This is a genomic window from Pantoea sp. 9140, from assembly GCF_000745295.1.
Lineage (GTDB): Bacteria > Pseudomonadota > Gammaproteobacteria > Enterobacterales > Enterobacteriaceae > Pantoea > Pantoea vagans.
Genome location: NZ_JQNO01000002.1, coordinates 459,508 through 484,452 on the forward strand (window position 1 = coordinate 459,508; position 24,945 = coordinate 484,452).

The 24,945-nt window shown below is 56.1% G+C and carries 21 protein-coding genes; 15 read left to right on the forward strand and 6 right to left on the reverse strand.

The annotated features are described in order from the left end of the window. Positions 1–5 precede the first annotated feature (5 nt). The 4 genes from FA92_RS21435 to FA92_RS21450 form a co-directional block, all read right to left on the reverse strand. Positions 6–1,319: an LLM class flavin-dependent oxidoreductase gene (locus FA92_RS21435; RefSeq protein WP_033785120.1), complete on the reverse strand. Its 1,314-nt coding sequence runs from the start codon at positions 1,317–1,319 to the stop codon at positions 6–8. 80 nt (positions 1,320–1,399) lie between these two features. Next, a complete protein-coding gene (locus FA92_RS21440) occupies positions 1,400–2,551 on the reverse strand; it encodes an amidohydrolase (RefSeq protein ID WP_033785121.1) in 1,152 nt (383 codons plus the stop codon). Positions 2,552–2,570: 19 nt separating this feature from the next. Beyond that, on the reverse strand, positions 2,571–3,569 hold the full coding sequence (locus tag FA92_RS21445; protein WP_033785122.1) for an MsnO8 family LLM class oxidoreductase: 999 nt from the start codon (positions 3,567–3,569) through the stop codon (positions 2,571–2,573). 456 nt (positions 3,570–4,025) lie between these two features. After that, positions 4,026–4,760 carry a GntR family transcriptional regulator gene (locus FA92_RS21450; RefSeq protein WP_033785123.1) on the reverse strand — a complete coding sequence of 245 codons (735 nt, stop codon included), beginning with the start codon at positions 4,758–4,760 and terminating at the stop codon, positions 4,026–4,028. A gap of 433 nt (positions 4,761–5,193) precedes the next feature. On the opposite strand from FA92_RS21450, the gene FA92_RS21455 reads away from it, so the two are divergent. The 15 genes from FA92_RS21455 to FA92_RS21525 all read left to right on the forward strand — a co-directional run bounded on the left by FA92_RS21455 (position 5,194) and on the right by FA92_RS21525 (position 23,802). Continuing rightward, positions 5,194–5,643: a PTS sugar transporter subunit IIA gene (locus tag FA92_RS21455; RefSeq protein WP_033785124.1), complete on the forward strand. Its 450-nt coding sequence runs from the start codon at positions 5,194–5,196 to the stop codon at positions 5,641–5,643. Positions 5,644–5,690: 47 nt separating this feature from the next. Beyond that, on the forward strand, positions 5,691–5,963 hold the full coding sequence (locus FA92_RS21460) for a PTS sugar transporter subunit IIB (RefSeq protein ID WP_003855084.1): 273 nt from the start codon (positions 5,691–5,693) through the stop codon (positions 5,961–5,963). A 39-nt stretch (positions 5,964–6,002) separates the two neighbouring features. Further along, a complete protein-coding gene (locus FA92_RS21465) occupies positions 6,003–7,376 on the forward strand; it encodes a PTS ascorbate transporter subunit IIC (protein ID WP_013196307.1) in 1,374 nt (457 codons plus the stop codon). Between the two features lie 538 nt (positions 7,377–7,914). Next, entirely contained in the window at positions 7,915–9,477 is a 1,563-nt protein-coding gene (locus FA92_RS21470; protein ID WP_033785126.1) for an aspartate aminotransferase family protein, read from the forward strand. 1 nt (position 9,478) lies between these two features. Beyond that, positions 9,479–10,771: a lysine N(6)-hydroxylase/L-ornithine N(5)-oxygenase family protein gene (locus tag FA92_RS21475; RefSeq protein ID WP_033785128.1), complete on the forward strand. Its 1,293-nt coding sequence runs from the start codon at positions 9,479–9,481 to the stop codon at positions 10,769–10,771. A gap of 1 nt (position 10,772) precedes the next feature. Then, complete coding sequence (locus FA92_RS21480) at positions 10,773–13,127, forward strand: GNAT family N-acetyltransferase (protein ID WP_033785129.1); 2,355 nt, start codon at positions 10,773–10,775, stop codon at positions 13,125–13,127. Between the two features lie 76 nt (positions 13,128–13,203). Next, positions 13,204–14,433: an MFS transporter gene (locus FA92_RS21485; protein WP_033785130.1), complete on the forward strand. Its 1,230-nt coding sequence runs from the start codon at positions 13,204–13,206 to the stop codon at positions 14,431–14,433. A gap of 213 nt (positions 14,434–14,646) precedes the next feature. Beyond that, the gene (locus FA92_RS21490; RefSeq protein WP_033785131.1) at positions 14,647–16,281 is read left to right on the forward strand and encodes a TIGR04028 family ABC transporter substrate-binding protein; all 1,635 of its coding nucleotides are present in this window, start codon (positions 14,647–14,649) and stop codon (positions 16,279–16,281) included. Between the two features lie 12 nt (positions 16,282–16,293). Further along, positions 16,294–17,235: an ABC transporter permease gene (locus FA92_RS21495; protein ID WP_197061528.1), complete on the forward strand. Its 942-nt coding sequence runs from the start codon at positions 16,294–16,296 to the stop codon at positions 17,233–17,235. After that, positions 17,232–18,077, forward strand: coding sequence for an ABC transporter permease (locus tag FA92_RS21500; protein ID WP_033785134.1), 846 nt, complete (start codon positions 17,232–17,234; stop codon positions 18,075–18,077). The genes FA92_RS21495 and FA92_RS21500 overlap by 4 nt, the downstream gene beginning before the upstream one ends. Next, positions 18,074–19,693, forward strand: coding sequence for an ABC transporter ATP-binding protein (locus tag FA92_RS21505; protein ID WP_033785136.1), 1,620 nt, complete (start codon positions 18,074–18,076; stop codon positions 19,691–19,693). The genes FA92_RS21500 and FA92_RS21505 overlap by 4 nt, the downstream gene beginning before the upstream one ends. After that, positions 19,690–20,697 (forward strand): putative FMN-dependent luciferase-like monooxygenase, encoded by a 1,008-nt coding sequence (locus tag FA92_RS21510; protein WP_033785137.1) that lies wholly within the window; start codon positions 19,690–19,692, stop codon positions 20,695–20,697. The genes FA92_RS21505 and FA92_RS21510 overlap by 4 nt, the downstream gene beginning before the upstream one ends. Beyond that, a complete protein-coding gene (locus FA92_RS21515) occupies positions 20,694–21,785 on the forward strand; it encodes an alkylhydroperoxidase domain protein (protein ID WP_033785139.1) in 1,092 nt (363 codons plus the stop codon). Before FA92_RS21510 ends, FA92_RS21515 begins: the two co-directional genes overlap by 4 nt. A gap of 11 nt (positions 21,786–21,796) precedes the next feature. Continuing rightward, on the forward strand, positions 21,797–22,936 hold the full coding sequence (locus FA92_RS21520) for an amidohydrolase (protein WP_033785140.1): 1,140 nt from the start codon (positions 21,797–21,799) through the stop codon (positions 22,934–22,936). A gap of 20 nt (positions 22,937–22,956) precedes the next feature. Next, the gene (locus tag FA92_RS21525) at positions 22,957–23,802 is read left to right on the forward strand and encodes a VOC family protein (protein ID WP_013196320.1); all 846 of its coding nucleotides are present in this window, start codon (positions 22,957–22,959) and stop codon (positions 23,800–23,802) included. A gap of 115 nt (positions 23,803–23,917) precedes the next feature. Here FA92_RS21525 and FA92_RS21530 read toward each other — a convergent pair whose 3' ends face one another. Both FA92_RS21530 and FA92_RS21535 read right to left on the reverse strand, forming a co-directional pair. Further along, on the reverse strand, positions 23,918–24,328 hold the full coding sequence (locus FA92_RS21530; RefSeq protein WP_013196321.1) for a helix-turn-helix domain-containing protein: 411 nt from the start codon (positions 24,326–24,328) through the stop codon (positions 23,918–23,920). Further along, positions 24,325–24,618: a type II toxin-antitoxin system HigB family toxin gene (locus FA92_RS21535; protein ID WP_239780562.1), complete on the reverse strand. Its 294-nt coding sequence runs from the start codon at positions 24,616–24,618 to the stop codon at positions 24,325–24,327. The genes FA92_RS21530 and FA92_RS21535 overlap by 4 nt, the downstream gene beginning before the upstream one ends. Positions 24,619–24,945 lie beyond the last annotated feature (327 nt).

Consider the following 24,945-nt stretch of genomic DNA (forward strand, 5'->3'; position numbering starts at 1 on the left):
GGCTCTTATTTTGAGGTGAACTGATTAACGGGTTGTTTCAGGGCGAAGCTGTCGCGCAGGGTGCTGCCAGGGTAGTCGCGGCGCGCCAGGCCGCGAGCCTGCAGAATCGGCACCACGCGGTCGACAAAACGCTCAAAGGTATCGGGTGTGCCGCCATTAATGATGAAGCCGTCTGTGGCGTGGGTCTCAAACCAGAGCTGCAGGCCATCCGCGACCTCTTCCGGCGTGCCGTGAAACAGCGGACGCGGTGTTGCGGCTTCCAGTGCCGCCTGGCGCAGCGTATGACCATGCTGCTGTGCTTTGCGTTTGATCTCATCGGTGGTGCTGCGGAAGCTGTTCTGCCCGATGTCGCCGATGTCCGGGAACGGCTGATCCAGCGGATATTGTGAAAAGTCATGGTGGTCGAAGAAACGACCGAGGTAGTTAAGTGCATCGGTAATCGATACCAGCGCCGCTGTGGTCTGATACTGGCGCTCTACGTCTTCCGCATCATCACCCACGATCACGCTGACACCCTGGAAGATGTGCAGATCCTCTGGCTGACGACCGTTCGCTACCAGCTGCTGTTTCACATCCTGATAAAACGCCTGGGCTTCTTCACGGGTTGGCTGATGGGTAAAGATGGCGTCAGCATGGCGCGCCGCCAGCTTTTTACCGTCATCGGACGCACCCGCCTGGAAGATAATCGGGCGGCCCTGCGGCGTGCGGGCGATGTTGAGCGGTCCCTGCACCTGGAAGAAGTCGCCGTGATGATCAAGCGTGTGCAGCTTCGCCGGGTCGAAGAACTGGCCGCTCTCCTTGTCCCGTACAAAGGCATCCTGCTCCCACGAATCCCATAACCCTTTCACTACCTGCAGATACTCGTCGGCAATGCGGTAACGCAACGCGTGTTCCGGGTGTTTCTCGCGGGAAAAGTTTTTGGCGGAACCCTCCAGCGGCGAGGTGACAACGTTCCAGCCCGCACGCCCGCCGCTGAGGTGATCGAGGCTGGCAAACTGACGCGCCACGGTGAACGGCTCGCTGTAAGAAGTGGAAACTGTGCCGACCAGCCCCAGATGTTCCGTGACGCCCGCCAGTGCCGAGAGCAGCGTCAGCGGTTCAAAACGATTAAGAAAGTGCGGGATCGATTTCTCATTGATAAACAACCCGTCGGCGACAAACAGAAAATCGAGCTTGCCCTGCTCCGCCTTGCGGGCGATTTTTTTGGCGTACGCCAGATTAATGCTGGCATCGGCCTGCGCCGCCGGATGGCGCCAGGCAGACATGTTTCCCGACGCGCCATGCAGAATAGTGCCCAGCCGAAGTTGTCTTGTGGTCATGATGCTCTCTCGTTTTTAGTCGTAGCGATGCCCGACGAGGGTTGTCAGAACCCCCGTGTTTTAACGGGCTGCAGATGAATTCAGTTCAGAATGGCTTCCCGACATCGCGCATTGAGGTGTTGCAGCGCCTGGCGGGCCAGTCGCGCGAAGTAGTCGGCGGCGGGGGCAATCAGCGCCTCATCCGGGGTGAAGCTGGCATGGTGCAGACCAAAATCACTGGCGCTGCCGATGCTGACAAACGCACCCGGCACCTGTTGCAGATAGAACGCAAAATCCTCACCCAGCAGATGCAGTTCGGCGGACTGCACCCGATAACCAGCCTGCTGCGCGACGTCACTGCTGAAGGTTGCCCAGTGCGCATCGTTGATTAGCACCGGCGGACCGGGATGCCAGCTCAGGGTCGCCTGCGCGCCATTGGCTTCGGCATAATGCTCAACCAGCGTACGCACCCGCTGTTCCAGTTCGGCACGCAGTTGCAAATCGTGAGTGCGGGCCGTGCCGCCAAACTCCACGCCGCCCGGCAATACGTTCCAGCTTTTGCCGCCGTCGATGCGGGTAATGCTCAGCACCAGACTGTCCAGCGCACTGAAGCTGCGGCTGGTGAGCCCCTGTAAGGCCTGGATAATCTGACTGGCGATGACAATACTGTCGACGCCCTGCTCCGGATACGCGGCATGTGCGCCTTTGCCGGTAACGCGAATAATAAATTTGTCTGTATTGGCATAGAACGCCCCACTGCGGGTGGCAAAAGTGCCGACAGGCAGTGAAGGCTCGTTGTGCATGCCGAAAATAGCCTGCACCTCATCCAGCACGCCCGCGTCAATAAACTGGCGTGCTCCGTGCGCTATCTCTTCCGCGGGCTGAAACAGGATGCGCACCCGACCAGGCAACTGATCGGCCCCGGCGTTAAGCTGTAACGCCGCGCCCAGCATCACCGCGCTATGGAGATCGTGACCGCAGGCGTGCATCACGCCGGGATGACGGGAGTGAAAACGCACGCCGCTCGCTTCATGGATCGGCAACGCATCGATGTCGGCGCGCAGCGCGATGACGGTCTCTCCGCTGCCAATTTCCGCCACAAGACCCGTCTCAAGGGGATAGTCGAGCAGCCGGATGCCCGCCGCCTGCAACCAGCCCCGCAGCCGGGCGGTGGTGGCGAACTCCTGACCCGACAGTTCCGGCCAGGTATGCAGTTCACGCCGCCATTCAATCAGTTGTGATGCATTGCTCATGATGACTCTCCACTCAGACTCAGGCTGCAACCGGATGATGCGTAGCCAGCAATTCCAGTGACTGCAGGCGTGCAACCGGCTCGGTAATCGGCGTGTCGATAACGAACTCATCAATGTCGAAATTATGGTGCAGCGCATCCAGCTGGGCATGAACCTGTGCTGCGGTGCCTTTCAGCAGTGACGGCGTGCGAGGCTCAATCTGATAATCGCGATATCCACCCTGACGCACATAGCGCTCAGCCTGTTCAAGACTGCCGACGTTGACGCCAGGCCCGTCTTTCACCGACACATGATAATGACGCAGCGTGGAAACCAGCAGGTCAGCCTCGGCGGGCGAGTCGGCCACCACTACCTGAACAGCCACCAGTGCGCGCTGGCCGTTACTGAGGCGATAGAAGGTACTCAGTGCATGCTCCAGCAACTGGCGGTCGCCATTGATATGAGCTGCAAAGACGAACTGCCAGCCCAGACTGGCCGCCAGCCGTGCGCTCTCTTCACTGGCACCCAGCAGAAAACGGTTAGCAGGACGTGATGGCAGCGGCGTCGCGGCTAAACTTTCGTCATCAGGCTGTACCTGTGTAGGTTTAAGCCAGCTATCCAGCAGCTGAAGCTGTTCGGCAAAGCTGCCTTTTTTAGCCGCATCGACACCCTGTTGCAGTGCATGGGTAGAAAGTGGCAGTCCGCCCGGCGCTTTGCCCACACCAAGATCGATGCGGCCCGGTGCCAGTGAGGCGAGCAGGTTAAAGTTTTCCGCCACTTTATACGGGCTGTAATGCTGCAACATCACTCCGCCCGAGCCGACACGAATATGGCGGGTCTGGGCAATGATCCAGGCAATCAACACTTCCGGTGAAGGACTGGCGAGCTGTGCAGTATTGTGATGTTCCGCCAGCCAGAAGCGGTGATACCCCCACTCCTCAGCTAACTGCGCCAGCTGCAGCGTGCGCTGCAGTGCTCCTGCAGGCGACTCGCCCTGCAGCACGGGCGCTTTGTCTAACAGACTTAATCGATATGCCATTCACCTGGTCCTTGTTCATTCCGGTTGCGGACCAGTGTGCTGCGCAGTCGATTATTGGTAAAACATCATATTGTTTTATGCTTTATTGAATTCGTCATAATGGGGAGAAGTGAGCAGTGGCAGTGAAATAAATGACGCTGAAACAGGATGTCAGCCCGCCAGGCAGCGTTAAACGTTGTTCACCGCCTGATTTTAATATGATTTAAACCGGCTAAATGGCAAAGGTTTGCAGAAAATCGTCTTATGTATGAAGAGCTGAAAAGTGTCTTTGTTAGTGTTAGCGGAATATCCGGCTGCAAAGATTTAGTACCTGAATTTTTCAGCACAAGGTAGAAGATTATAAACGGCATCACGACCAGAGAGTGTAATAAGATTGAGATAGTCCTTAGAAATAGTCAAAAGAAGCTTCTATAAATAGTCTTTCTCTCCGGGAAAATTAACCGTAAATAATAGTTACTAAGGCCGCTGTGAATTTTGCTTCAACGGGAAATATCGGGTGTTAATAATCGCCACATTTACTTCACAGGGAACACCATCATCAAGAAAAACCGTCTCATTGAGCTGAATGACCGCATCCCCTGCCGCTAAGTTAAGCAGCGTCAGAGTCTGTGAATCCGTGACATTCATGGCCGTCAGATGCTGATCCCTGAGCTGCACTTTCTTACCGGTAACCTCTTCAATATAGGCATATTTTGAGACTTCCAGCTTGCTGAATTCAAGGCTATTAAACATATTCACCGGCAGATGAATATGTTCGAGAGCCACAGGGATATCATCGAAACACATCAGGCGTAAAATTTTATAAATCTGATCGCTGTTTTTAATACGGAGCGCCTGCGCCATATCAGCAGACGGGACCTTAATTATGCTGACCGAAATGATTTTCCTGACGCCTTTATGACCTTTTCGTTGCGCCTGAAAATCAAATGGTGAAAGCACATGGTATCGGTGCGCCTGGCTGCTTATTTCAGTAGAACCTACAAAGATACCTGAACCTTTAACGCGGTAAATTCTCTGCTGCTCAACCAGAATACGTGTCGCTTCACGAACCGTCGCACGGGTAATACCGATACTTTTTGCGATGGATATTTCTGTATCCAGCTTTTCTCCGGGGCGAAGGCCATCATCCTTAATTTTATTGAGGATGTAATCTACAACCTCTTTTTGCTTTTCTGTGATGCCATCAACCATCGAATCTCTTCCTGTATGCGTGAAGGTGAAACGCCATCAATCCGTGTCAGTACAGTTCTGCCTGACATTGCCGGATAAGTACTACTTCGGCTACCTGAATATGTGACCAACTTATCAAATTGGCACTGATGTTAAGGCTGTTCAGCGATATTTTAACTTTACAGGTTGTGTCCGTACACGTCGAAGGACATCATCAGGATGACTAGACATCTTCAACATGTACAGATGTGATGACGAAGATGAAATATAACCTTAAGCCCGTAGTCAGCAACTAAGTTTTTCGTAACGCTATGAATAGTGGCTCTTTTAATAATCTTATGGCCTTCATTATCCTGAGCTTCTGTGGTCTGAAGGCTCAGTTGAAAAGTGGCGGAGGGAGCGTTTTAAAAAAACTGACTGTACATACTCAGGCATTCTGAGGAGGAGCAAAACGATGTCACACCTGGCGAAGTGGTTAAACAATGAGAAAGTCCAGTACGTTGAACGCGTTGCGAACTGGCAGGAAGCGATAGCGATAGCCGGGCGGCCTCTGCTCACTGAAGGCGCAATATCGCAGGATTATATTGATGCCATTATTCGACAGAAAGAGGAGATTGGTCCCTTTTTTGTTATCGCGCCGCAGATTGCCATGCCTCACGCGCGCCCTGAGGAAGGCGCACACAAGCTGGGCTTGTCGATTGTGCTGCTGGGCACAGCAGTGAATTTTGACTCTGAAGAGAACGATCCGGTAAAGGCGATTTTTATGTTTGCGGCACCGGACAGTAACAGCCATATCGAAATGATTTCCCAGCTGGCGGACGTTCTGTCCGATGAAAACATCATGGCACGGCTCTTTAATGCAAGCAGCCAGGACGCACTTATGACGATTTTATCAGGCGTCTGACAGCCCGTTAAAACGCGACTTTTAATCAACAGTTAATGAGGTTTGATATGAAGATTATGGCAGTGTGTGGTTCAGGTCTGGGCAGCAGCTTTATGATGGAAATGAACATCAAGAAAGTGCTTAAAACAATCGGCGTTGAAGCGGAAGTTGAACATTCGGATCTTGGTTCTGTTACTCCTGACGTGGCGGATGTGTTTGTGATGGCAAAAGATATTGCCTACAGCGCAAACCTGCCAGAACAGAAGGTCATCATCATTAACAATATTATCGACCTGAAAGAAGTGGAGCAGAAAATACGCGAGTATTTTGAGAAAAACTGACGCTAATAATCAGATAAACGCCTTACCCTCGAGGTTAATATGTTTACTCAAAATCTTTTGCAGTTTGTCGTCGATGTACTGAAAGTGCCCTCAATCCTGGTCGGGCTGGTGGCATTTTTCGGACTGATTGCGCAGAAGAAGCCGTTTCCTGATGTGATTAAGGGCACGGTAAAAACCATTCTGGGCTTTCTGGTGCTGGCAGGTGGCGCGACCGTTCTGGTCGGTTCTCTGACGCCACTGGGTGACATTTTCAAGCATGCGTTTGATGTTCAGGGCATCATTCCAAATAACGAAGCGATGGTCTCTATCGCGCTGGCTAAATATGGTGCGCCAACCACCATGATCATGGCCTTCGGCATGGTGGCTAACATCGTAGTCGCCCGATTCACCCGACTGAAATATATCTACCTTTCAGGACATGTGACGTTTTATATGGCCTGTATGATCGCGATTATTTTATCGGTCGCTGGTTTCGAAGGTCTTCAGCTTATTTACACCGGATCATTGCTGTTGGGTATTCTGATGGCTACCTTCCCGGCTATCGCCCAGCCCTATATGCGTAAGATCATCGGAGGCGACCATGTCGCGCTGGCGCATACCGGGACCATTGGTTATGTCTTATCGGGCTGGATCGGTTCTGTGGTGGGTAAGGGATCGAAATCCACCGAAGAGATGAACATGCCAAAAAACCTGAGTTTTTTGCGCGACAGTACCATCTCTATCTCGCTTACAATGATGATTATCTATTTAATCCTGTCGGTCTCCGCCGGTAAAGCGTATGTAGAGGCTAATTTCAGCAATGGTCAGAACTACCTGGTGTACTCCTTCATTCAGGCCATTACCTTTGCCGCTGGCGTCTTTATCATTCTGCAGGGCGTGCGTTTAATTCTGGCTGAAATTGTCCCAGCCTTTACCGGCTTTTCAGAAAAACTGGTGCCGGAAGCCAGACCCGCGCTCGATTGCCCGATTGTCTTCCCCTATGCGCCGAATGCGGTGCTGGTTGGCTTTATCTCCAGCTTTGTCGGTGGCCTGGTCGGACTGTTTGTCCTGGGTCAGCTGCATTGGGTATTGATTCTGCCCGGTGTGGTTCCTCACTTCTTCTGTGGTGCGACAGCCGGTGTGTTTGGTAATGCGACCGGTGGTAAACGCGGAGCAATCTGCGGCGCCTTTGCGCATGGCCTGTTGATCACCTTCCTGCCTGTCGCCCTGCTGCCGGTACTCGGTCAGATTGGACTGACCAACACCACTTTCTCGGATACAGATTTTGGCGTCACAGGCATCCTGCTCGGTAATATGGCGCACTTTATGGATAAGGGAACCATCACCCTGATTATCACCGGCATTTTTGGCCTGCTTGTGGTTTATAACTTTATGGCTAAAAAGAAGGTTCCTGCTGAAACAAATGAAGTGTAATCAGGCGCTGTAATGCTAACCGGAAAAGGCTCTCTGCCTTTTCCGTTCTTCATATCCGACCGATTCGCCCGAACCACCGCTATTACCACGGTGACTGACCGCAGCACGCTCATCCTGATATCGGTTTCTGTCAGTTTTCGCACCTTTGTTTACCCACACACTAATGCACCCCCTCATTTCTGATTCAACCCGGTCCTGTTTTCCCTTAAAAAAAAGGACTATTCCGAACGCAAAAAGTGATCTGAATCACACTTTCAACATTAGACATACTAACAAATAAAATTTAACAACAAAACAATTGAATGATAATGATTAACATTTACACTCTCATCCGCATATAACAAAGCGTTAAACGCTGCCAAATCCACAAATAATATGCGGTATTTTCTCTTTTTAAGGTGAAAACACTAATCCACGTAATGGTCAGGGTTTTTATCTGGTTAGTTAGTTTTATGTTTACTGGAGTTGTTGAGCGGATTTCTAACGCTGCTGACGTTGTGTCGGCAGGGTCACTGGTATTCACGCACAGGAACTGAAAATGCTTTTACGCTCATCCACTCAGACGGCACTGGACCTCGCGCCAGCCTCCAATGCCAGCGGAGCCGAAACGGCTATTTTTAACGATCAGCAACTGGCGGCCTGGTCGCAGCAGACTCAGGAGGTGCTGGCGCTGATGACGCGCACCGTGACTGGCGTAGAGAAGCCTTTCAGCGGGATTCTGCCCCACGAACTGGCGGCGGAGTTCAGCGATGTCGATCTCGATCGTCCGCTGGGCAATAACGATGACGCGCTGGCAGAGTTGAGTCAGCTCTATCTGCGTGACGCCGTCTGGTTCCACCATCCTAAATACCTTGCGCACCTGAACTGCCCGGTCGTGCTGCCCTCTCTGATGGCCGAACAGATTATGGCGGCGGTAAACAGCTCGGTTGATACCTGGGATCAGAGTGCCGGCGGCACGCTGATTGAGCAGAAGGTGATCGACTGGACGCTGGGCCGTATTGGTCTGCCTGCCGGATCGGATGGGATCTTTACCAGCGGCGGCACTCAATCCAACCTGATGGCGATGCTGCTGGCGCGTGACAGCTGGTGCGCGGAACATCATCCGGGGCATCTGATTAAGCATCGCGGCCTGCCGGAGACGGCGTCGAAGTGGCGGGTGTTTACCTCGAAACTCAGCCACTTCAGTATTCAGAAGTCGATGGCGATTCTGGGTCTGGGCTATGACGCGGTTGTCGCCGTTGATCACGATGACCACTACCGCATGGATGCAAAATGCCTGGAAGAGGAGATCGTACGCTGCCGCAGTGAAGGGCTGATCCCGATTGCCGTGGTTGCCACCAGCGGCACCACCGACTTTGGCAGCATCGATCCGCTGCCCGACATCGCCCGTCTCTGTGACGATTATGGTCTCTGGATGCACGTTGACGCCGCTTACGGCTGCGGCCTGCTGGTCTCTGAAAACCATCGCGCACGGCTGAACGGCATTGAGCGTGCTGACTCCGTCACTGTCGATTATCACAAATCGTTCTTCCAGACCGTCAGCTGCGGCGCCTTCTTTGTGCGCGACAGCCATGACCTGAAGCATGTCACGCACCATGCAGATTACCTGAATCCACTCAGCGCGCAGCAGGAAGGCACGCCCAATCTGGTTAACAAAAGTATTCAGACCACACGCCGTTTTGACGCCCTGAAAATGTGGCTGACACTGCGCGTGATGGGCCCGGCGGCGCTGGGTGACGCCTTCGATACGCTGATAGATCTGACCCAGGCCGCGCACCAGCTGTTAACTGCGCATCCTGCCATTGAAGTGCTGCATGCGCCTGAGCTGACGACCCAGATTTTCCGTTACGTTCCCGGCAAACATGCCAGCGACGCGCAGATCGACGAGATCAACGCTGCCATCCGTAAAGCGCTGTTCCGTTCCGGTAATGCGGTGATTGCGGGCACCAAAGTCGACGGTCGTCAGTACCTGAAATTTACCCTGTTAAATCCCACCACGACCACGGCCGACATTGAAGATGTACTGAGCCTGATTGCGCACTATGGCCGCGAACAGGTGCGTGCCTCTGCGCTGAGTGCGGCGAATCATGGAGAGATCTGAAATGAATAATCCCGTTTATGACTTTATTGGTATCGGCATCGGCCCGTTCAACCTCAGCCTGGCCTGTCTGAGCGAGCCGGTTGAGGGGCTAAATGGTCTGTTCCTGGATGAGAATCCGGGCTTTGACTGGCACACCGGCATGATGCTGGAAAATGCGCATCTGCAGACGCCGTTTATGGCCGACCTGGTGACGCTTGCCGATCCCACCAGCCCGTACAGTCTGCTCAACTACATGAAGGAAAAGGGAAAGTTATACTCTTTTTATATCCGTGAAGACTTCTTCCTGATGCGCAAAGAGTATAACCAGTACTGCCAGTGGGCCAGCTCAAAACTCTCTAATCTGCGCTGGAACAGCCATGTCGAGTATGTCAGCTATGATGAGGCCGCCGGGATCTATCACCTTCAGGTGACCGACACCCGAAGTGGTGAAAAACAACGCTATCAGGCGCGTCATCTGGTCCTCGGCACCGGGCCAAAAGCCTGGATGCCAGCGTGCAGCCAGCCGCATCGTCAGCGCCTGACGCACTCCAGCCACTATCTGGCTAACAAAGCAGAACTGCAGCAGAAACGTTCGATTACCGTACTCGGCAGCGGCCAGAGCGCCGCGGAAATCTACTACGACCTGCTGACCGATATTGACCGCTTTGGTTATCAGCTCAACTGGATCACCCGCGCGCCGCGTTTCTATCCGCTGGAGTACACCAAGCTTACGCTAGAGATGACCTCACCAGAGTGGGTCGACTATTTCCACGCCCTGCCCGCCACCACCCGTGATGAGCTGAATGCGCGCCATAAGAATCTCTATAAAGGCATCAACAGCAGCTTAATTAATGACATTTATGACCTGATGTATGTGAAACAGCTCGACGGTGATCTCAACGTCAACCTCTTCACCCACTCGGCGCTGACCGCGATGCGCTGGCTGCCACAGGGCGAATTCGAACTGACGCTGCATCAGGAGGAGCAGGATTGCACCTTCACCCGTCACACCGAAGGACTGGTGATGGCGACCGGCTATCACTATCAGCCGCCGATGTTTTTAGAAGGCATTACCGCACGCCTGCGCTGGGATGACAAAGGTCGCTACGACGTGCAGCGCAACTACAGCATCGATCATCATAATCAGATCTTCGTGCAGAACGCCGAGCTGCATACTCACGGCTTTGTCACGCCGGATCTCGGCATGGCCTGCTACCGCAACTCTGTGCTGCTGCGTGAACTGACCGGACGCGAGGTCTACCCGATTGAGCGCCAGATCGCCTTCCAGACCTTCCCGGCTAAATCGGAGCACTGAAATGAAATCACTCCCACTGTTCAGTGCCGATCGTCCCGCAGGCACGTTCACTCTGAGACCCATGCTGGAGAGCGATGCCCCCCTAATCCACAGCTGGGTCACCCGCGATTACGCCCGCTTCTGGGGCATGCAGCAGCAGAGCCTGGAGCAGGTCGCGGCGTTCTACCAGACGCTGACGACAACGGATCCGCATGCCGCGCTGATTGGCTGCTGCAACGATCAGCCCATCTGCCTGATTGAGTGCTATCGCGCCGGCGACGATGAGGTCGGTAAATTTTATCCGGCCGCGCCTGATGATTACGGCATGCACATTCTGATTGCCCCGGCCAGCAAGCCGATCAAAGCCTTCAGCTGGCAGGTCTTCACGCTGGTGATGGACTACATGTTCAGCCGCCCCGAGGTGCGTCGCGTGGTAGTCGAGCCGGACGTGCGCAATGAAAAAATTCACGTGCTGAATAAGCACGCCGGGTTCCGCTACCAGCACACCATCGACATGGGTCATAAAACCGCCTGGCTGGCCTTCTGCCAGCGGGAAGATTATCAACACGCGTTACAGCAGGAGTCGCAGACCATGAACATCCTCCCATCACTGACAGACGGCACGCATCTGACGGGCGACCACTGGGCGCAGGCAAACCGCATGCTGATCCGCAAAGCAGTTGCTGAGTTTGCGCATGAAAAAATCATTGCGCCGCAGGAAACGGACGATGGCAGTTATCAGCTGGCGGTGCCGGGCGGTGAGGCAACTTACCATTTCCGGGCGTCGCGGCTGGCGCTGGATCACTGGGAGATCGACGCAGATTCCCTGCGCAAGCAGGAGAACGGTCACGCGCTGCCGCTGGATGCGCTGAAATTTATCGTTGAGTTTAACGGTGAGATCGGGATTCCGCAGGCGCTGCTGGCAACTTACATGGAAGAGATCAGCAGCACGCTGTGCAGCAGCGTTTATAAGCTGCAGAAGAATAACCCCGACAGCCAGGCGCTGGTCACAGCCGATTTCCAGACGGTAGAAGCAGCGATGACCGAAGGCCATCCCTGCTTTGTTGCCAACAACGGACGTATTGGCTTCGATGCACAGGACTATCTGGCCTATGCGCCGGAAGCGGCCGCGCCCGTACATCTTATCTGGGTCGCGGTCCACCGCCGCAACGCCCATTTCTCCAGCCTCAGCGAGCTGAGCTATGAGCAGCTGATGCGTGATGAGCTGGGCGACACTACCGTGGAACAGTTCAATGCGCAGCTGATAAAGAAAGGGCTGGCGACAGAGGACTATATCCTGATGCCGGTACATCCATGGCAGTGGCAGAACAAACTGCTGACCGTGTTTGCAGCGGACATCGCTAATCACGATATTGTTTATCTCGGCACCGGCGATGACGCATACCAGGCGCAACAGTCCATCCGTACCTTCTTTAACCGCAGCCAGCCTGAAAAGCGTTACGTGAAAACCGCGCTGTCAGTACTTAACATGGGCTTTATGCGCGGTCTGTCACCCTACTACATGGCGACAACACCTGCGATAAACGGCTGGCTGGAACAGCTGGTGGCGGGCGATGACTGGCTGAAACGCTGTGATTTCCGCATCCTGCGTGAAGTTGCGTCGGTTGGCTATCACAACCGCTACTACGAGCAGGCGATCAAAGGCGACTCCGCCTATAAAAAGATGTTTGCTGCGCTGTGGCGCGATAATCCAGCCGCCAGCCTGCAACCGGGCCAGCGTCTGATGACGATGGCCTCTTTCCTGCACGTCGATCACCACCAGCAGCCACTGCTGCCCGCGCTGATCGCGGACTCCGGTTTACCTGCTAAGCAGTGGATTGAACGCTATCTGACCTGCTATCTCAGCCCGCTGCTGCACTGCTTCTATCAGCACGATCTGGTGTTTATGCCGCACGGTGAAAACCTGATCATGCTGCTGGAGAACAACGTTCCGGTCAGCGCCTATATGAAGGATATCGGCGAAGAGATCGCCGTGATGAACCCGGACGCGGTGCTGCCGGAAGGCGTGCAGCGTCTGGCCGTCGAGGTGCCGGAGGAGCTTAAGTTGCTCTCCATCTTCACTGATGTGTTTGACTGCATCTTCCGCTTTATCAGCGCGATTCTCGATCAGTCAGAGACGCTGCCGGAAGACGATTTCTGGCAGGCAGTGGCGCAGTGCGTGAAGGATTACCAGCAGGCGCATCCGGAGCATGCGACTAAATTCGCGCGCTATGACATGTTCGCGGCCGAGTTTACCCGCTCCTGCCTGAACCGCCTGCAGCTGGCGAATAACCAGCAGATGATCAACCTCTCCGATCCCGCCGAGAACCTTAAGTTCGCCGGTACGCTGGTCAACCCGATTGCCCGCTGGCGCTAAGCGTTACACTGTCACTAAATAATTATGCGGTCACCTGGTGGCCGCTTTTTTAATGGTTTTACTGCAGGAATCTTCAATGGCTTCTTTTCAACCGCTGGCAAAGCTGACCCGGCGACATCTGATCTTTCCGCTTTCTCTGGTGCTGTTCGAGTTTGCTACCTATATCGCCCATGACATGATCCAGCCCGGCATGCTGCTGGTGACCCAGGAATTTAAAGTCGGGCCAGAGTGGGTCTCCACCTCGCTCACTGCCTATCTGTTCGGTGGCATACTGCTGCAGTGGCTGCTGGGTCCGCTCTCGGATCGTATCGGGCGACGTCCGGTGCTGCTCAGCGGCGTGGCCTTTTTTATGCTCTCCTGCATCGCGACCCACTGGGTGCAAAGCATTGAGCAGTTTGTCCTGCTGCGGTTTCTGCAGGGGATCAGCCTCTGCTTTATCGGTGCGGTGGGTTACGCAGCGGTGCAGGAGGCGTTCACGGAGTCGCTGAGCATCAAAATGATGGCGCTGATGGCCAACGTTGCCTTGCTCGCCCCGCTGGCCGGGCCGCTGGCTGGCGCGGCTTTTCTGACCGTGGGAGAATGGCGCACCCTGTTCTGGCTGATTGGTGCGGTTGCGGCGCTGGCGCTGGCCGGGCTGTGGTATGCCATGCCTGAAACAGCAGGCGATCGTCAGAAACCGCTGTCGCTGCGATCGATTATCAGTGGTTATGCGGCGTTGCTGAAGGATCGTCAGGTGATGCGTGGTTCACTGGCTATCGGACTGGTCACCGTACCCTGCATCGCCTGGGTGGCGCTATCACCCGTGATTTTGATCCACGGCGCGCAACTCAGCCGCATCGACTATGCCCTGCTTCAGCTGCCGGTCTTTGCCGCGATGATTGCGGGCAACCTGACGCTGGGCCGCTTATCCAGCCGTCTGCCGATTGAACAGCCGATACGGCTTGGTACCTGGCCAGTAGTCTGCGGACTGGCTATTGCGGCGGTCGCTACCCTGCTGGATCCGCAAAGTTATCTGTGGCTCACCGCCGGAATGAGTCTTTACGGCTTCGGCACCGGGCTGATTAACGCCGGACTGTATCGCATGACACTCTATTCCAGCAATGCCGGAAAAGGCAGCGTGGCGGCAATGCTGGGCATGGTGAGCATCCTGATTATTGCACTGGGCATTGAAGCCGCCAAAACCGCGTATTTCAGCTTTGGAACCGGCGGCTTTAGCCTGGTGAACCTGATCTGCGGGCTGCTGTGGCTGGGTCTGGTGAGTGCGTTCCTGCGTGCAGGCCAGCGGAAATTATGTGCCGAATTGTAATAACGCCCCTGCAGGCCGTTAAGAAAATATGAACCCGCGGAATGGCAGATGTTTATTTGCCATTCCGTATATTCAAACCATTCATAAATTCCCACTCACTCTCGCATTTATTATTTTCAGATAAGCTTTGACCAAATCGTTACTTTATCTGTGTGTTGCGTCATTCGATGATGATTCCGCCTGCTGAGGCAATTGATAACAAAGGAATTCACCATGACGACGTTATTTCCCCTTAAACCACGCGCACAGACGCTGGTTTTTACATTACTTGCCGGGACTCTCACTTTTAATGCAGTGGCCGCGCCGGTCAAAGGCGGCACGCTGATTTATCTGGAACAGCAGGCACATACCAACCTCTATCCGCCCGCCGGTGGCTTTTACCCGAATGGCGGCATTCTTAATCAGATCACCGATAAATTAACCTGGCAGAATCCTGAAACATTACAGGTTGAGCCCTGGATTGCGGAAAGCTGGACCACCAATGCCGATAAAACCGAATACACGTTTAAGTTACGTCCTGGTGTGACTTTTTCCGACGGCACGCCATTAGATGCTAACGCGGTGGCGAAAAACTTTGATACCTACGGGCTGGGAAATAAAGCGCTGCGTCTGCCGGTTTCGGAAGTGATTAATAACTACGACCACAGTGAAGTGATTGATCCGCTGACGGTGAAGTTTTATTTCAAAAAACCCTCGCCTGGATTTTTGCAGGGCACCGCCACCATTGGCTCCGGCCTGGTGTCCCTGAGTACTCTGACACGCAGTTTCGATCAGCTGGGTGATGCCCGGCATATCATTGGTTCCGGGCCATTTGTGGTCAGTGATGAGAAGCTCGGTCGTGAAGTGGATCTGGTGGCGCGCAAAGAGTACCAGTGGGGCCCGAAAAACATCAGGCAGCAGGGTCCGGCTAACCTCGACGGAATTAAAGTGATTGTGACGCCGGAAGACAGCGTGCGCATCGGTGCGCTGCTGGCGGGCCAGGCGGGACTGATTCGTCAGGTACAGGCTTATGATGAGAAGCAGGCGAAAGATCAGAACTTCCCGGTTTATGCCGCGCCGACCCGTGGCGTCAACGACAGCCTGAGCTTCCGCCCCGATAACCCGCTTGTGAGTGATATCCGGGTGCGTCAGGCGCTGCTGCACGCCACTAATGCGAAGCAGGTGGTTGAAACGCTCTTCTCTCCTAACTATCCGCAGGCAACCTCGGTCGTCGCGACCACCGCTGCGGGCTACGTCAATCTGGCGGACAAACTGACGTTTGATCTGGCGAAAGCGAAGACATTGCTCGACCAGGCGGGCTGGAAACCGGGCGCAGATGGCATCCGGGAGAAAGCGGGCCAGCGACTGGCTCTGACCGTCTATGAATCCCTGCCACAGCCGCAGAACAAAGAGGTGCTGCAACTGGTCGCGCAGCAGTGGCGACAGGCGGGGGTTGCCCTCACCGTCAAAGCCGGTGATGCGGGCAGCAAAACGCTGGATAACCTGGATCCCCTGAAGACGCCGCTTAACGTTACCGAAGTTGGCCGCGCCGATCCCGACGTGATCAAAAGCAGCTTCTATCCGGCTAACCGCGACAACCTGCTGCAGAAAGGTGGCTCCAGCGACAAAGTTAAAAACTTCCGTGATGACAAACTTAATCAGCTGCTGGTGGACGTCTCCTCGGAAGTTGATCCGGCAAAACGACTGCAGCTGACCGGTGATGTTCAGCGCTATCTGCTGGACCAGGCCTATGTAATTCCTATCTTTGAAGAGCCGCAGGTTTATGCGGGCGCGCCCTGGCTGAAAGGGGTCAGTTTTGAAGCGGTAGGCCGTCCGGCGCTCTATGGTGCCTGGCTGGAAAAACAGTAACCGGAGGTAATGATGCGCCACTATCTGCTGCAACGCGCCGGTCTGGGACTGCTGGTACTGTGGGCTGCGTTTACCCTGTCATTCGTGCTGTTGCAGGTGCTGCCGGGTGATGCGGTGCTGATCAAGTTTCAGAATCCGGATCTCGGTCTGAGTCCCCAGCAGATTGCTGAGATGCGCCAGGCCTATGGCGCAGACAGCCCGCTGTGGCAACAGTATCTGCATACGCTGGCGGCGATGCTGCATGGCGACTTCGGCTACTCGTTACAGGCGGGCGTGCCGGTCAGTGAACTGCTGACCAGCAACCTGCCCGGCACGCTGCGACTGGCGCTGTGCGGATTCGTGCTGGCAACGCTGCTGGCTTTCGTGCTGGCGACCCTCTCAAGGCTGCCCGCTCTGCGCTTCCTGCGTAATCTGCTGCAGTCCCTGCCCGCGCTGTTTATTTCCGTGCCGACCTTCTGGCTCGGCATCGCCCTGATTCAGCTCTTCTCATTCCAGCTGCGCTGGATCCCGGTCATCAATCCCTCGCCGTGGCAGGGACTGATTCTGCCGATTATCACCGTCGCGGTTCCAATCTCAGCGCCGCTGGCACAGATTCTGCTGCGCAGCATTGATGAGGTTTCCACCCGGCCTTTCGTGGCGGTGGCGCGGGCCAAAGGTGCCAGCGAGCAATATGTCCTGTGGCGGCACATCCTGCGTAACGCCATGCTGCCGGTGCTTACCGTGGCGGGTCTGCTGCTTGGCGAACTGGTTGCCGGCGCGCTGATTACCGAAACGGTGTTTGGCCTGGGGGGGCTGGGTCAGCTGACGCAGCAGGCGGTGAACAATCAGGATGTCGCAGTATTGCAGGCGGTAGTGATGATCTCCGCGCTGGGTTTTGTGGTGATCAATCTGCTGGTCGATCTGCTGATGCCGCTGTTTGATCCGCGCTTACAACTCTTAAGGGGTGCAACATGAGTCTGGTTGATTACGCGGCCGCCCGGCAATCCGTCCCGTCCAGGCGTTACCGCTTCGCACCGGGCCTGTGGCTGGCCGTATTCGTGATGCTGCTGGCCGTGCTGGCGGCCCTTTTCCCGGCCCTTTTTACCCAGGCCAACCCGCTGGAAGGCATCGCGGGCGCACAGCGGCTGGCACCGCAGGCCGGACACTGGCTCGGCACCGACCAGCTTGGCCGCGATCTCTTTGCCCGCATCGTTTACGGCGCGTCACATTCGCTTTCCGCTGCGGTCATGGCGGTAGCGATCGGACTGCTGGCCGGAACCGCGCTGGGCGTCCTGGCGGGCGCCACGGGCGGCAAAACTGAATCGATCGTGATGCGCGCCGTGGATGTGCTGCTGGCGATCCCGCCGCTGCTGCTCTCACTGAGCGTGCTGATACTACTCGGCTTCGGCACCCTGAACGCCGCGCTCGCAGTGGGCATCGCCTCCATTGCCAGCTTCGCCCGGCTGGCGCGGGCCGAAGTGGTGCGCATTCGCCACAGTGAATATATCGAGGCGGCCTATGGCAGCGGCGGCAGCTTTTTTAGCGTGCTGTGGCGTCACATTCTGCCCAATGCACTGACGCCGGTGATTGCCTATGCCGCCCTGCAGTTTGGTCAGGCGATTCTGGCGCTGTCGACCCTGAGCTTTCTCGGCTACGGCACGCCGCCGCCGGTGCCGGAATGGGGTCTGCTAATCGCTGAAGGGCGTAATTATCTGGCTACCGCCTGGTGGATGACCACGTTTCCTGGTGTGGTGGTGGTGGCTGTCGTGCTCGCCGCGAACCGCATCAGTCAGCAACTTTCAGGAGGACGCCGATGAGCGCTCAGCCGTTACTCGCAGTCAACAACCTGACCCTAAGCTATCGCCGTGGCAACCAGTGGCTGCCGGTGGTGCATAATGTCAGCTTCGAACTGCACGCTGGTGAGATGGTGGCACTGGTCGGGGAATCCGGTTCCGGTAAAACCACCACGGCACAGGCCATTATGGGTCTGATGGCGGAAAACGGCCGCCGCGAAGCGGGTGAAATCCGGCTCAACGGCGTCGATATCAGCCAGTGGTCACAGAAGCGTTTCGACTCGCTGCGCGGTGCGCGCATCAGCCTTGTACCGCAGGATCCTGGCAACTCCCTGAATCCGGTGAAAACCGTCGGCGAACAGGTAGAGGAGATTTTACGCCTGCATCTGCGATTACCGGCAGCACAGCGCAAGCAGCGGGTGATCGATCTGCTGACCCGCGTCGGTCTCAGCCACCCGGAACAGCGGGTTAAGCAGTTTCCGCATCAGCTGTCAGGCGGCATGAAGCAGCGTGTTTTGATCGCTATCGCCCTCGCCCTGCAGCCGGAGATCATTATTGCGGATGAGCCGACCAGCGCGCTGGATGTCACGGTGCAGAAGCGCATTCTCGATCTGCTGGATGACCTGCGGCAGGAATCCAGTACCGCCGTGCTGTTCGTTACCCACGACCTGGCGCTGGCGGCGCAGCGTGCAGACCGCATCATTGTTTTTCGCTACGGTGAGATTCAGGAATCGGGACGCACCCCCCAGGTCATCAGCGCGCCATCACATCCCTACACCCGCCAGTTACTGAACGATGCTGCGCCGGATCGACCCGCCCGCGTTAAACCTGCGGCCGCCCGATTTTCTGCCCCGGCAATCCGGGCAACCGGCGTGATGAAAAGCTTTTCGCTGGGTAAACAGCAGCGATTACATGCACTGAACAACGTCAGTTTTCAGGTGGCACGCGGCACCACGCATGCGCTGGTCGGCGAATCCGGATCCGGCAAAACGACACTGGCACGCATCGTTATGGGCTTTGAAACCGTCGATAGTGGCGCAGTGACGCTGGACGGCATTGTGGTCAATGGATTGCGCGGCGAGGCATTGCGACAGTTGCGCCGTAAGATCCAGTTTGTTTATCAGAACCCCTTTGCCTCGCTCGATCCCCGCCAGACGCTCTATTCAATTATCGAAGAACCTCTGCGTAACTTTGACAAGCTGAACCGCAGCCAGCGCCGCGAACGGGTGGCAGCGATCACCTCGCGGGTGGCACTGCCACTCTCCCTGTTATCACGTCAGCCGCATGAACTTTCAGGCGGCCAGCGACAGCGTGTAGCCCTGGCGCGGGCGCTAATCTGCGAGCCTGAAATCCTGGTGCTGGACGAGGCGACTTCGGCGCTGGATGTCACGGTACAGGCACAAATCCTCGACCTCTTGCAGCAGCTTCAGGCCGAACTGGGGCTGACCTATCTGTTTATTACGCACGATCTGGCGACGGTGCGACAGATTGCCGACAGCGTCACCGTTTTAAAAGCGGGCGAAGCGGTGGAGCAAGGTGACGTTGTCACGATATTCAGCGCACCTCAGCATCCCTACACGCGTGAACTGATTGGTGCGATCCCTCCGCTCGTTCCGTTAACGCACAAGGAGTCAGCATGAGCCGACGTCTCGGATTTTTTACCCGACTGCTGGATAACGTCCCGGCTAAACAGCGCTATCAGCTGGCTACAGAACAGATTCAGCATGCCGAGCGCTGTGGCTTTGATACAGCATGGATTGCTCAGCATCACTTTCATGAGGATGAGGGTGGACTGCCATCGCCGCTGGTTTTTCTGGCGCACGCCGCCGCTCATACCCGCACCATCCGGCTCGGCACTGCCATCATCACGCTGCCGATGGAAAATGCGCTACGGGTCGCAGAAGATGCCGCAGTACTGGATTTGCTGTCGGACGGACGGCTGGAAATCGGGCTGGGATCGGGCGGCACGCCGGACTCGTTTTTACCCTTTCGCCTGACGTTTGCCGAACGCGGCGCGGCATTTGCAGACAATCTGCATACGCTACTCAGTGCCTGGCGCGGTGATTCGCTGGGACATCCGGACAATCATCTCTGGCCCGCCGCGCCGCAGCTTGCCGGACGGGTTTGGATCGCCACCTTCTCGGTTGAGGGCGCAATCCGTGCCGGCCAGGGCGGACACGGTCTGATGCTGTCGCGCACCCAGCCACGGCCAGCAGGCCAGGCAGAACGTCCGCTCGATGCGCTGCAGAATCCGCTGATTGATGCCTATCTTGCGGCACTTCCGGCGGGAATTGAGCCTCGTATTCTTGCCTCCCGCACTGCCTTTGTCGCGGATTCAGACCACTACGCACGTCAGATCGCTGAACCGGGCATTCGCAAGCAGGCTGCTCAATACCGTGGCGAAATCCGCGGGGAAAGCTTTGATGACCTGCTGGCACAGTTTGATGCCCATGTTGGCGGCATCGATCAGGTCGCGCGCTCGCTGGCGCAGGACAGCGTGCTGCCTCGCGTCACCGACATCTCATTCCAGGTGCATTCAGCAGAGCCTTCGCATGCCGACACGCTGCGCTCGATTGAGCTGATTGCCGGACATATTGCGCCCGCACTTCGTGCTGCTGGCGAACCAGACAGGAGAATTTCATGAGTCAACCTGACGATTTGATTACCGCACTGGCGGATATCGATCTTGCTTCCGCACTGGCCCACGCGCGCCAGACACGTCATGCCGCGACGCGCCATGCCCAGGGCAGCTACAACGTGTTATTTGACCAGGGCGATGACGATTTTCCGTTAGCCGAGCGGCGTCTTCTGGCCGCAAAGGTCGCTGGCTGGCATGCCCGGTCGGAGCTGCAGACGCACTATCAGCCGCAGCAGCCCGTGCCCGATAGTGATCGGATTAGCGCCGCGTTGGATTTCGCGCATCGCCTCACCTTCGAGCCGGTTGCCGCTACACCTGCCCATCTGGAGACGCTGAAGCAGGCGGGCTGGAGTCCGCGTGGCATTGTCACGCTGGCGCAGCTGGTGGCGTTCGTCAGTTTTCAGAGCCGGTTAATCACAGGCCTGCGCAGCCTGCAGGGCCATGAAGCCGCGGCTGAAGCGGCACCGGTCGTCGCCGGTCACTGGCATGAGGCACTGAAGACCGCCAGCGGCAAAACGGCGCTGACCGCGTTTACGCAGCAGGAACTCGGCTGGGAGCCGTGGCTGCCCGCCAGACCGCTGGCTGAATTCAGTGAGGAGGAGCAGGCGACACTGGCAAAATTTGGTCACACCGATTCCGACTATTTCCGTCTGCTGGGGCGTAACCTGCCGCTGCTGGAGCAGCGTACCCTGACCGACAAAGGCATTTTCTACACCGCTGGCGGGCTGCCGCGCGCCGAACGTGAGCTGGCCGCCACCGTGGTCAGTAAGGTCAACGGCTGTATTTATTGCGCCTCGGTTCATGCGCGTAAAGCCAGCCAGCTTTCAAAGCATGATGACGCAATACAGAAGCTGCTGAATGTCGCGCCCGGCGCAGTGTTATCCCACGGACACACTGCCCGCTGGCAGCCGATCATCGCCTTTTCGGCAGCGCTGTCGCTGACCCCTGCGCAACCTACGCAGTCGCAGATTGCTGCACTGCGCGAGCAGGGTCTGGATACGCTCGACCTGCTCGACCTGATTCAGTCCACCGCCTTCTTTGCCTGGGCCAATCGCCTGATGCTGACGCTGGGCGAGCCTTTTCTGCCGGAATAACAGGGATAAACATGACATTGCCTTTAACTGAACAACTGGTGCAGTGGCGTCGCGAACTGCATCAGCATCCGGAACTTTCAAACCATGAATTTGCCACAACTGAGCGTATTGCCGGCTGGCTTGAACAGGCGGGTATCCGGCTATTGCCGCTGGGACTAAAAACCGGCGTGGTGGCAGAAATCGGTCACGGCGAATCACTGATTGCCCTGCGCGCGGATATTGATGCGTTGCCGATTGATGAAATCACCGATCGCCCGTGGCGATCTCAGGCGCCGGGCGTCATGCACGCCTGCGGTCACGATGTTCACAGCGCAGTAATGCTGGGCGTCGCCCTGCAGCTTAAACAGCAGGAAGCCACGCTGCCAGGCCGGGTGCGGATTCTGTTTCAGCCCGCTGAAGAGACGTTTAATGGCGCACGTCAGCTGATTGATGCCGGTGCGCTCGAAGGCGTACAGGCGATATTCGGCCTGCACAATACGCCCGACCTGCCGCTCGGTACGCTGCGTAGTCGGGCAGGCGCGTTTTATGCCAACGTCGATCGCTTTGTGATCCGCGTTGAAGGTAAAGGCGCGCATGCGGCACGACCGCAGGAGGGCATCGATTCGATCGTGATTGCCAGCCATATTGTGACCGCTTTACAGACGCTGCCAAGCCGGGTGTTCAGCTCGCTGGAGACGGTGGTGCTGAGCGTGACGCGCTTTACCGCCGGGAATACCTGGAACGTGTTGCCGCAAAGCGTTGAGCTGGAGGGCACCGTGCGCACCCACAATGGTGAGATCCGGACGCAGATCCCACACCGCATCCGCTCGCTGATTCAGGGCATCGCCGCCGGATTTGGCGCGACCGCTGAACTGGAGTGGACCGAGGGGCCGCCTGCCCTGATTAACACGCCAGGCTGGGTGGATGTGGCACTGGACGTCGCTCAGCAGAGCGGCTATCTCGCGGAGCATGCTGAGTCGCCGCAGATGGGCGGAGAAGATTTTGCCTTCTATCTGCAACAGGTGCCGGGCGCTTTTGTCAGTATCGGCAGCGCCAGCGAATTTGGCCTGCATCACGCCGCCTTCGATCCGGATGAAGCACTGATCGGCCCGGCAGTAGAATACTTCACGCAGCTGGTCCCGCGCGCGTTGCAGATTGTGGCGGCGCAATGACCAAAAAAAGGAGTGCAGCGATGTCTGTTCCGGTTCCGCAACCGATTCTGGATCACGCAGTGATTAACGTGGCCGACCAGCTCGACAGCGCCAGCGCGCGCTTCCGGCGGCTTGGCTTTCAGCTCACAGAGCGCGGTCATCATTCGCTGGGTTCGAGTAATCATCTGGCCATCTTTGGCGAAAATTATCTTGAGTTGCTCGGTTATGAACCCGGCAAAGGCAGCCAGCGCGCCGATCTCTGGCAATCGCCGCTGGGATTGAGTGGCCTGGTGTGGAAAAGCAGTGACGCCGACAGTGAGTTTCAGCATCTGGAACGTCAGGATCTGGATGGCGATCCACCCGCCTCTTTTCATCGTCCGGTCGATCTGCCCGACGGTACGGTCACTGAAGCGCGCTTTCGTACCGTGCGGCTGCGCCCTTCGCTGATACCCAATGGCCGCAGCTTTTTTTGCCAGCACCTGACGCCTGAAGCGGTATGGCAGCCTGCATGGCAACGCCATCCCAATGGCGTGCGGAACATCAGTGAATTTGTCATTGTGGCGCAGGACCCGGCGCACTCGGCTCAGGTCTATAGTCGTCTCTTTGGTGCCGCAAAAGTGCTTGCCTGCCCTGAAGGCGCCTTTGTCCTGCGTGCCGGTGCCGCCACGGTTCGATTTGCGTCAGCAGAGTATGCGCAACGTCGTTTCGGTCCGCTGCCAGAAGACTATGATGGCAGCGCCCGGATGGTTGCGCTGGGTTTTGAGACCGGCGATCTCGCCCAGGTCAGAAACGCACTACAGGCAGGTGATATTGCGTATCAGGAGCAGACGGAGGCGATCGTCGTGGAGTCAGGTGAAGGGTTTAATCTGGCCCTGCGTTTTACGTGAAGTGCGGGCCGGCGTTGTGATGAAAAACGCCTCGGCTGAGGCGTTTTTTTTATTAATCGGAGTGATAAAGCATCATGACTTTTGGCGTTTGATCGGCCTTTGGCGTCGTCTTAAATCAAAAAAACAACGATGGTGACAGGCCAAACCGCGCGCACAATGCCCGTATGTGTGACACGGTCAACTGACGATCGCCGCTGAGGATTCGGCTGACCAGCGACTTTTTGCCAATTTCATTTTCAAAGTCACTCAGGCTGAGATTGTGCTGCTCGATCAGTACCCTCAGGACGCCAGGTCCGGTGCTAATTTCACGCTGGCGGCTATTAAAGTCGGCCATCGCAGGATCATTATCTTCATAATGAGCAATGCGGGCACAAAGCAAATCTACCAGCGGATTATCCGGCTCATGTTCAATAAGGTATTCGACCAGTTCCAGTGCTTCTTCATAATCATGTCGCTGGTTGCTGCCGGCCAGCAGCGGCACCGCTTCTGCCAGCTGATTTGACAGCCTGATAGCTTCAGTATTCATTCGGTTACCTCCCGATATTTCTTAACAAGCTTGTCGTACTCAGCGTGAGTGCAGATATGCTTGATGAAGATTTTGCTGCGCTCAAAATCCGCGAAGAATATCACGCGCAAATGGTTGCCACTGACGTCAATGACCCACCATTTAGCGCGATACGTCATACGATCAAGGCTTGCATAAAGCGCCCTGAGATCGTCAGGACCACTGAAATCGCCCTGTCTGAGGTGGCGGTAAAGTAGATCCAGTGCTGCCGCTGCATTGGGATGTTTTCTGGCCGCCTCGTCAAACGGCACGCGTGAAATAACATGCGCTCCATTGGCTCCTGACTGTTTCCATTATGGAAACCATCTTTCAAAATGGCTGAGCGTTGACAAGCTGGAAACGCAGAAACCTGCTTGTTCCCGAGTACTTAATACGCCTTAAGCTGATGTAAAAATGCCGGCAGAGGCTTCATTAATATGAATATAGATAAAGGGTTGCTGATATGAATCATCGAAATGCACAGGCAACATTGCACTTTGCTGTCGGACGATAATCCTGACTGTGCTCAGAAATCTTTTTCTGGAAAAATTGTGCAAACAGCGGCGAGAGATAGCGGGCTGGATAATAAAAAAACGCCT

Excerpts from the sequence above, each read along its gene's own strand:
- FA92_RS21505 (WP_033785136.1), top strand. The coding sequence starts at position 18,074 with ATGAGCGCTCAGCCGTTACTCGCAGTCAACAACCTGACCCTAAGCTAT.
- FA92_RS21510 (WP_033785137.1), top strand. The coding sequence starts at position 19,690 with ATGAGCCGACGTCTCGGATTTTTTACCCGACTGCTGGATAACGTCCCG.
- FA92_RS21445 (WP_033785122.1), bottom strand. The coding sequence starts at position 3,569 with ATGGCATATCGATTAAGTCTGTTAGACAAAGCGCCCGTGCTGCAGGGC.
- FA92_RS21525 (WP_013196320.1), top strand. The coding sequence starts at position 22,957 with ATGTCTGTTCCGGTTCCGCAACCGATTCTGGATCACGCAGTGATTAAC.
- FA92_RS21520 (WP_033785140.1), top strand. The coding sequence starts at position 21,797 with ATGACATTGCCTTTAACTGAACAACTGGTGCAGTGGCGTCGCGAACTG.
- FA92_RS21515 (WP_033785139.1), top strand. The coding sequence starts at position 20,694 with ATGAGTCAACCTGACGATTTGATTACCGCACTGGCGGATATCGATCTT.
- FA92_RS21440 (WP_033785121.1), bottom strand. The coding sequence starts at position 2,551 with ATGAGCAATGCATCACAACTGATTGAATGGCGGCGTGAACTGCATACC.
- FA92_RS21435 (WP_033785120.1), bottom strand. The coding sequence starts at position 1,319 with ATGACCACAAGACAACTTCGGCTGGGCACTATTCTGCATGGCGCGTCG.
- FA92_RS21470 (WP_033785126.1), top strand. The coding sequence starts at position 7,915 with ATGCTTTTACGCTCATCCACTCAGACGGCACTGGACCTCGCGCCAGCC.
- FA92_RS21450 (WP_033785123.1), bottom strand. The coding sequence starts at position 4,760 with ATGGTTGATGGCATCACAGAAAAGCAAAAAGAGGTTGTAGATTACATC.
- FA92_RS21455 (WP_033785124.1), top strand. The coding sequence starts at position 5,194 with ATGTCACACCTGGCGAAGTGGTTAAACAATGAGAAAGTCCAGTACGTT.
- FA92_RS21465 (WP_013196307.1), top strand. The coding sequence starts at position 6,003 with ATGTTTACTCAAAATCTTTTGCAGTTTGTCGTCGATGTACTGAAAGTG.
- FA92_RS21480 (WP_033785129.1), top strand. The coding sequence starts at position 10,773 with ATGAAATCACTCCCACTGTTCAGTGCCGATCGTCCCGCAGGCACGTTC.
- FA92_RS21485 (WP_033785130.1), top strand. The coding sequence starts at position 13,204 with ATGGCTTCTTTTCAACCGCTGGCAAAGCTGACCCGGCGACATCTGATC.
- FA92_RS21500 (WP_033785134.1), top strand. The coding sequence starts at position 17,232 with ATGAGTCTGGTTGATTACGCGGCCGCCCGGCAATCCGTCCCGTCCAGG.
- FA92_RS21530 (WP_013196321.1), bottom strand. The coding sequence starts at position 24,328 with ATGAATACTGAAGCTATCAGGCTGTCAAATCAGCTGGCAGAAGCGGTG.
- FA92_RS21490 (WP_033785131.1), top strand. The coding sequence starts at position 14,647 with ATGACGACGTTATTTCCCCTTAAACCACGCGCACAGACGCTGGTTTTT.
- FA92_RS21460 (WP_003855084.1), top strand. The coding sequence starts at position 5,691 with ATGAAGATTATGGCAGTGTGTGGTTCAGGTCTGGGCAGCAGCTTTATG.
- FA92_RS21475 (WP_033785128.1), top strand. The coding sequence starts at position 9,479 with ATGAATAATCCCGTTTATGACTTTATTGGTATCGGCATCGGCCCGTTC.
- FA92_RS21495 (WP_197061528.1), top strand. The coding sequence starts at position 16,294 with ATGCGCCACTATCTGCTGCAACGCGCCGGTCTGGGACTGCTGGTACTG.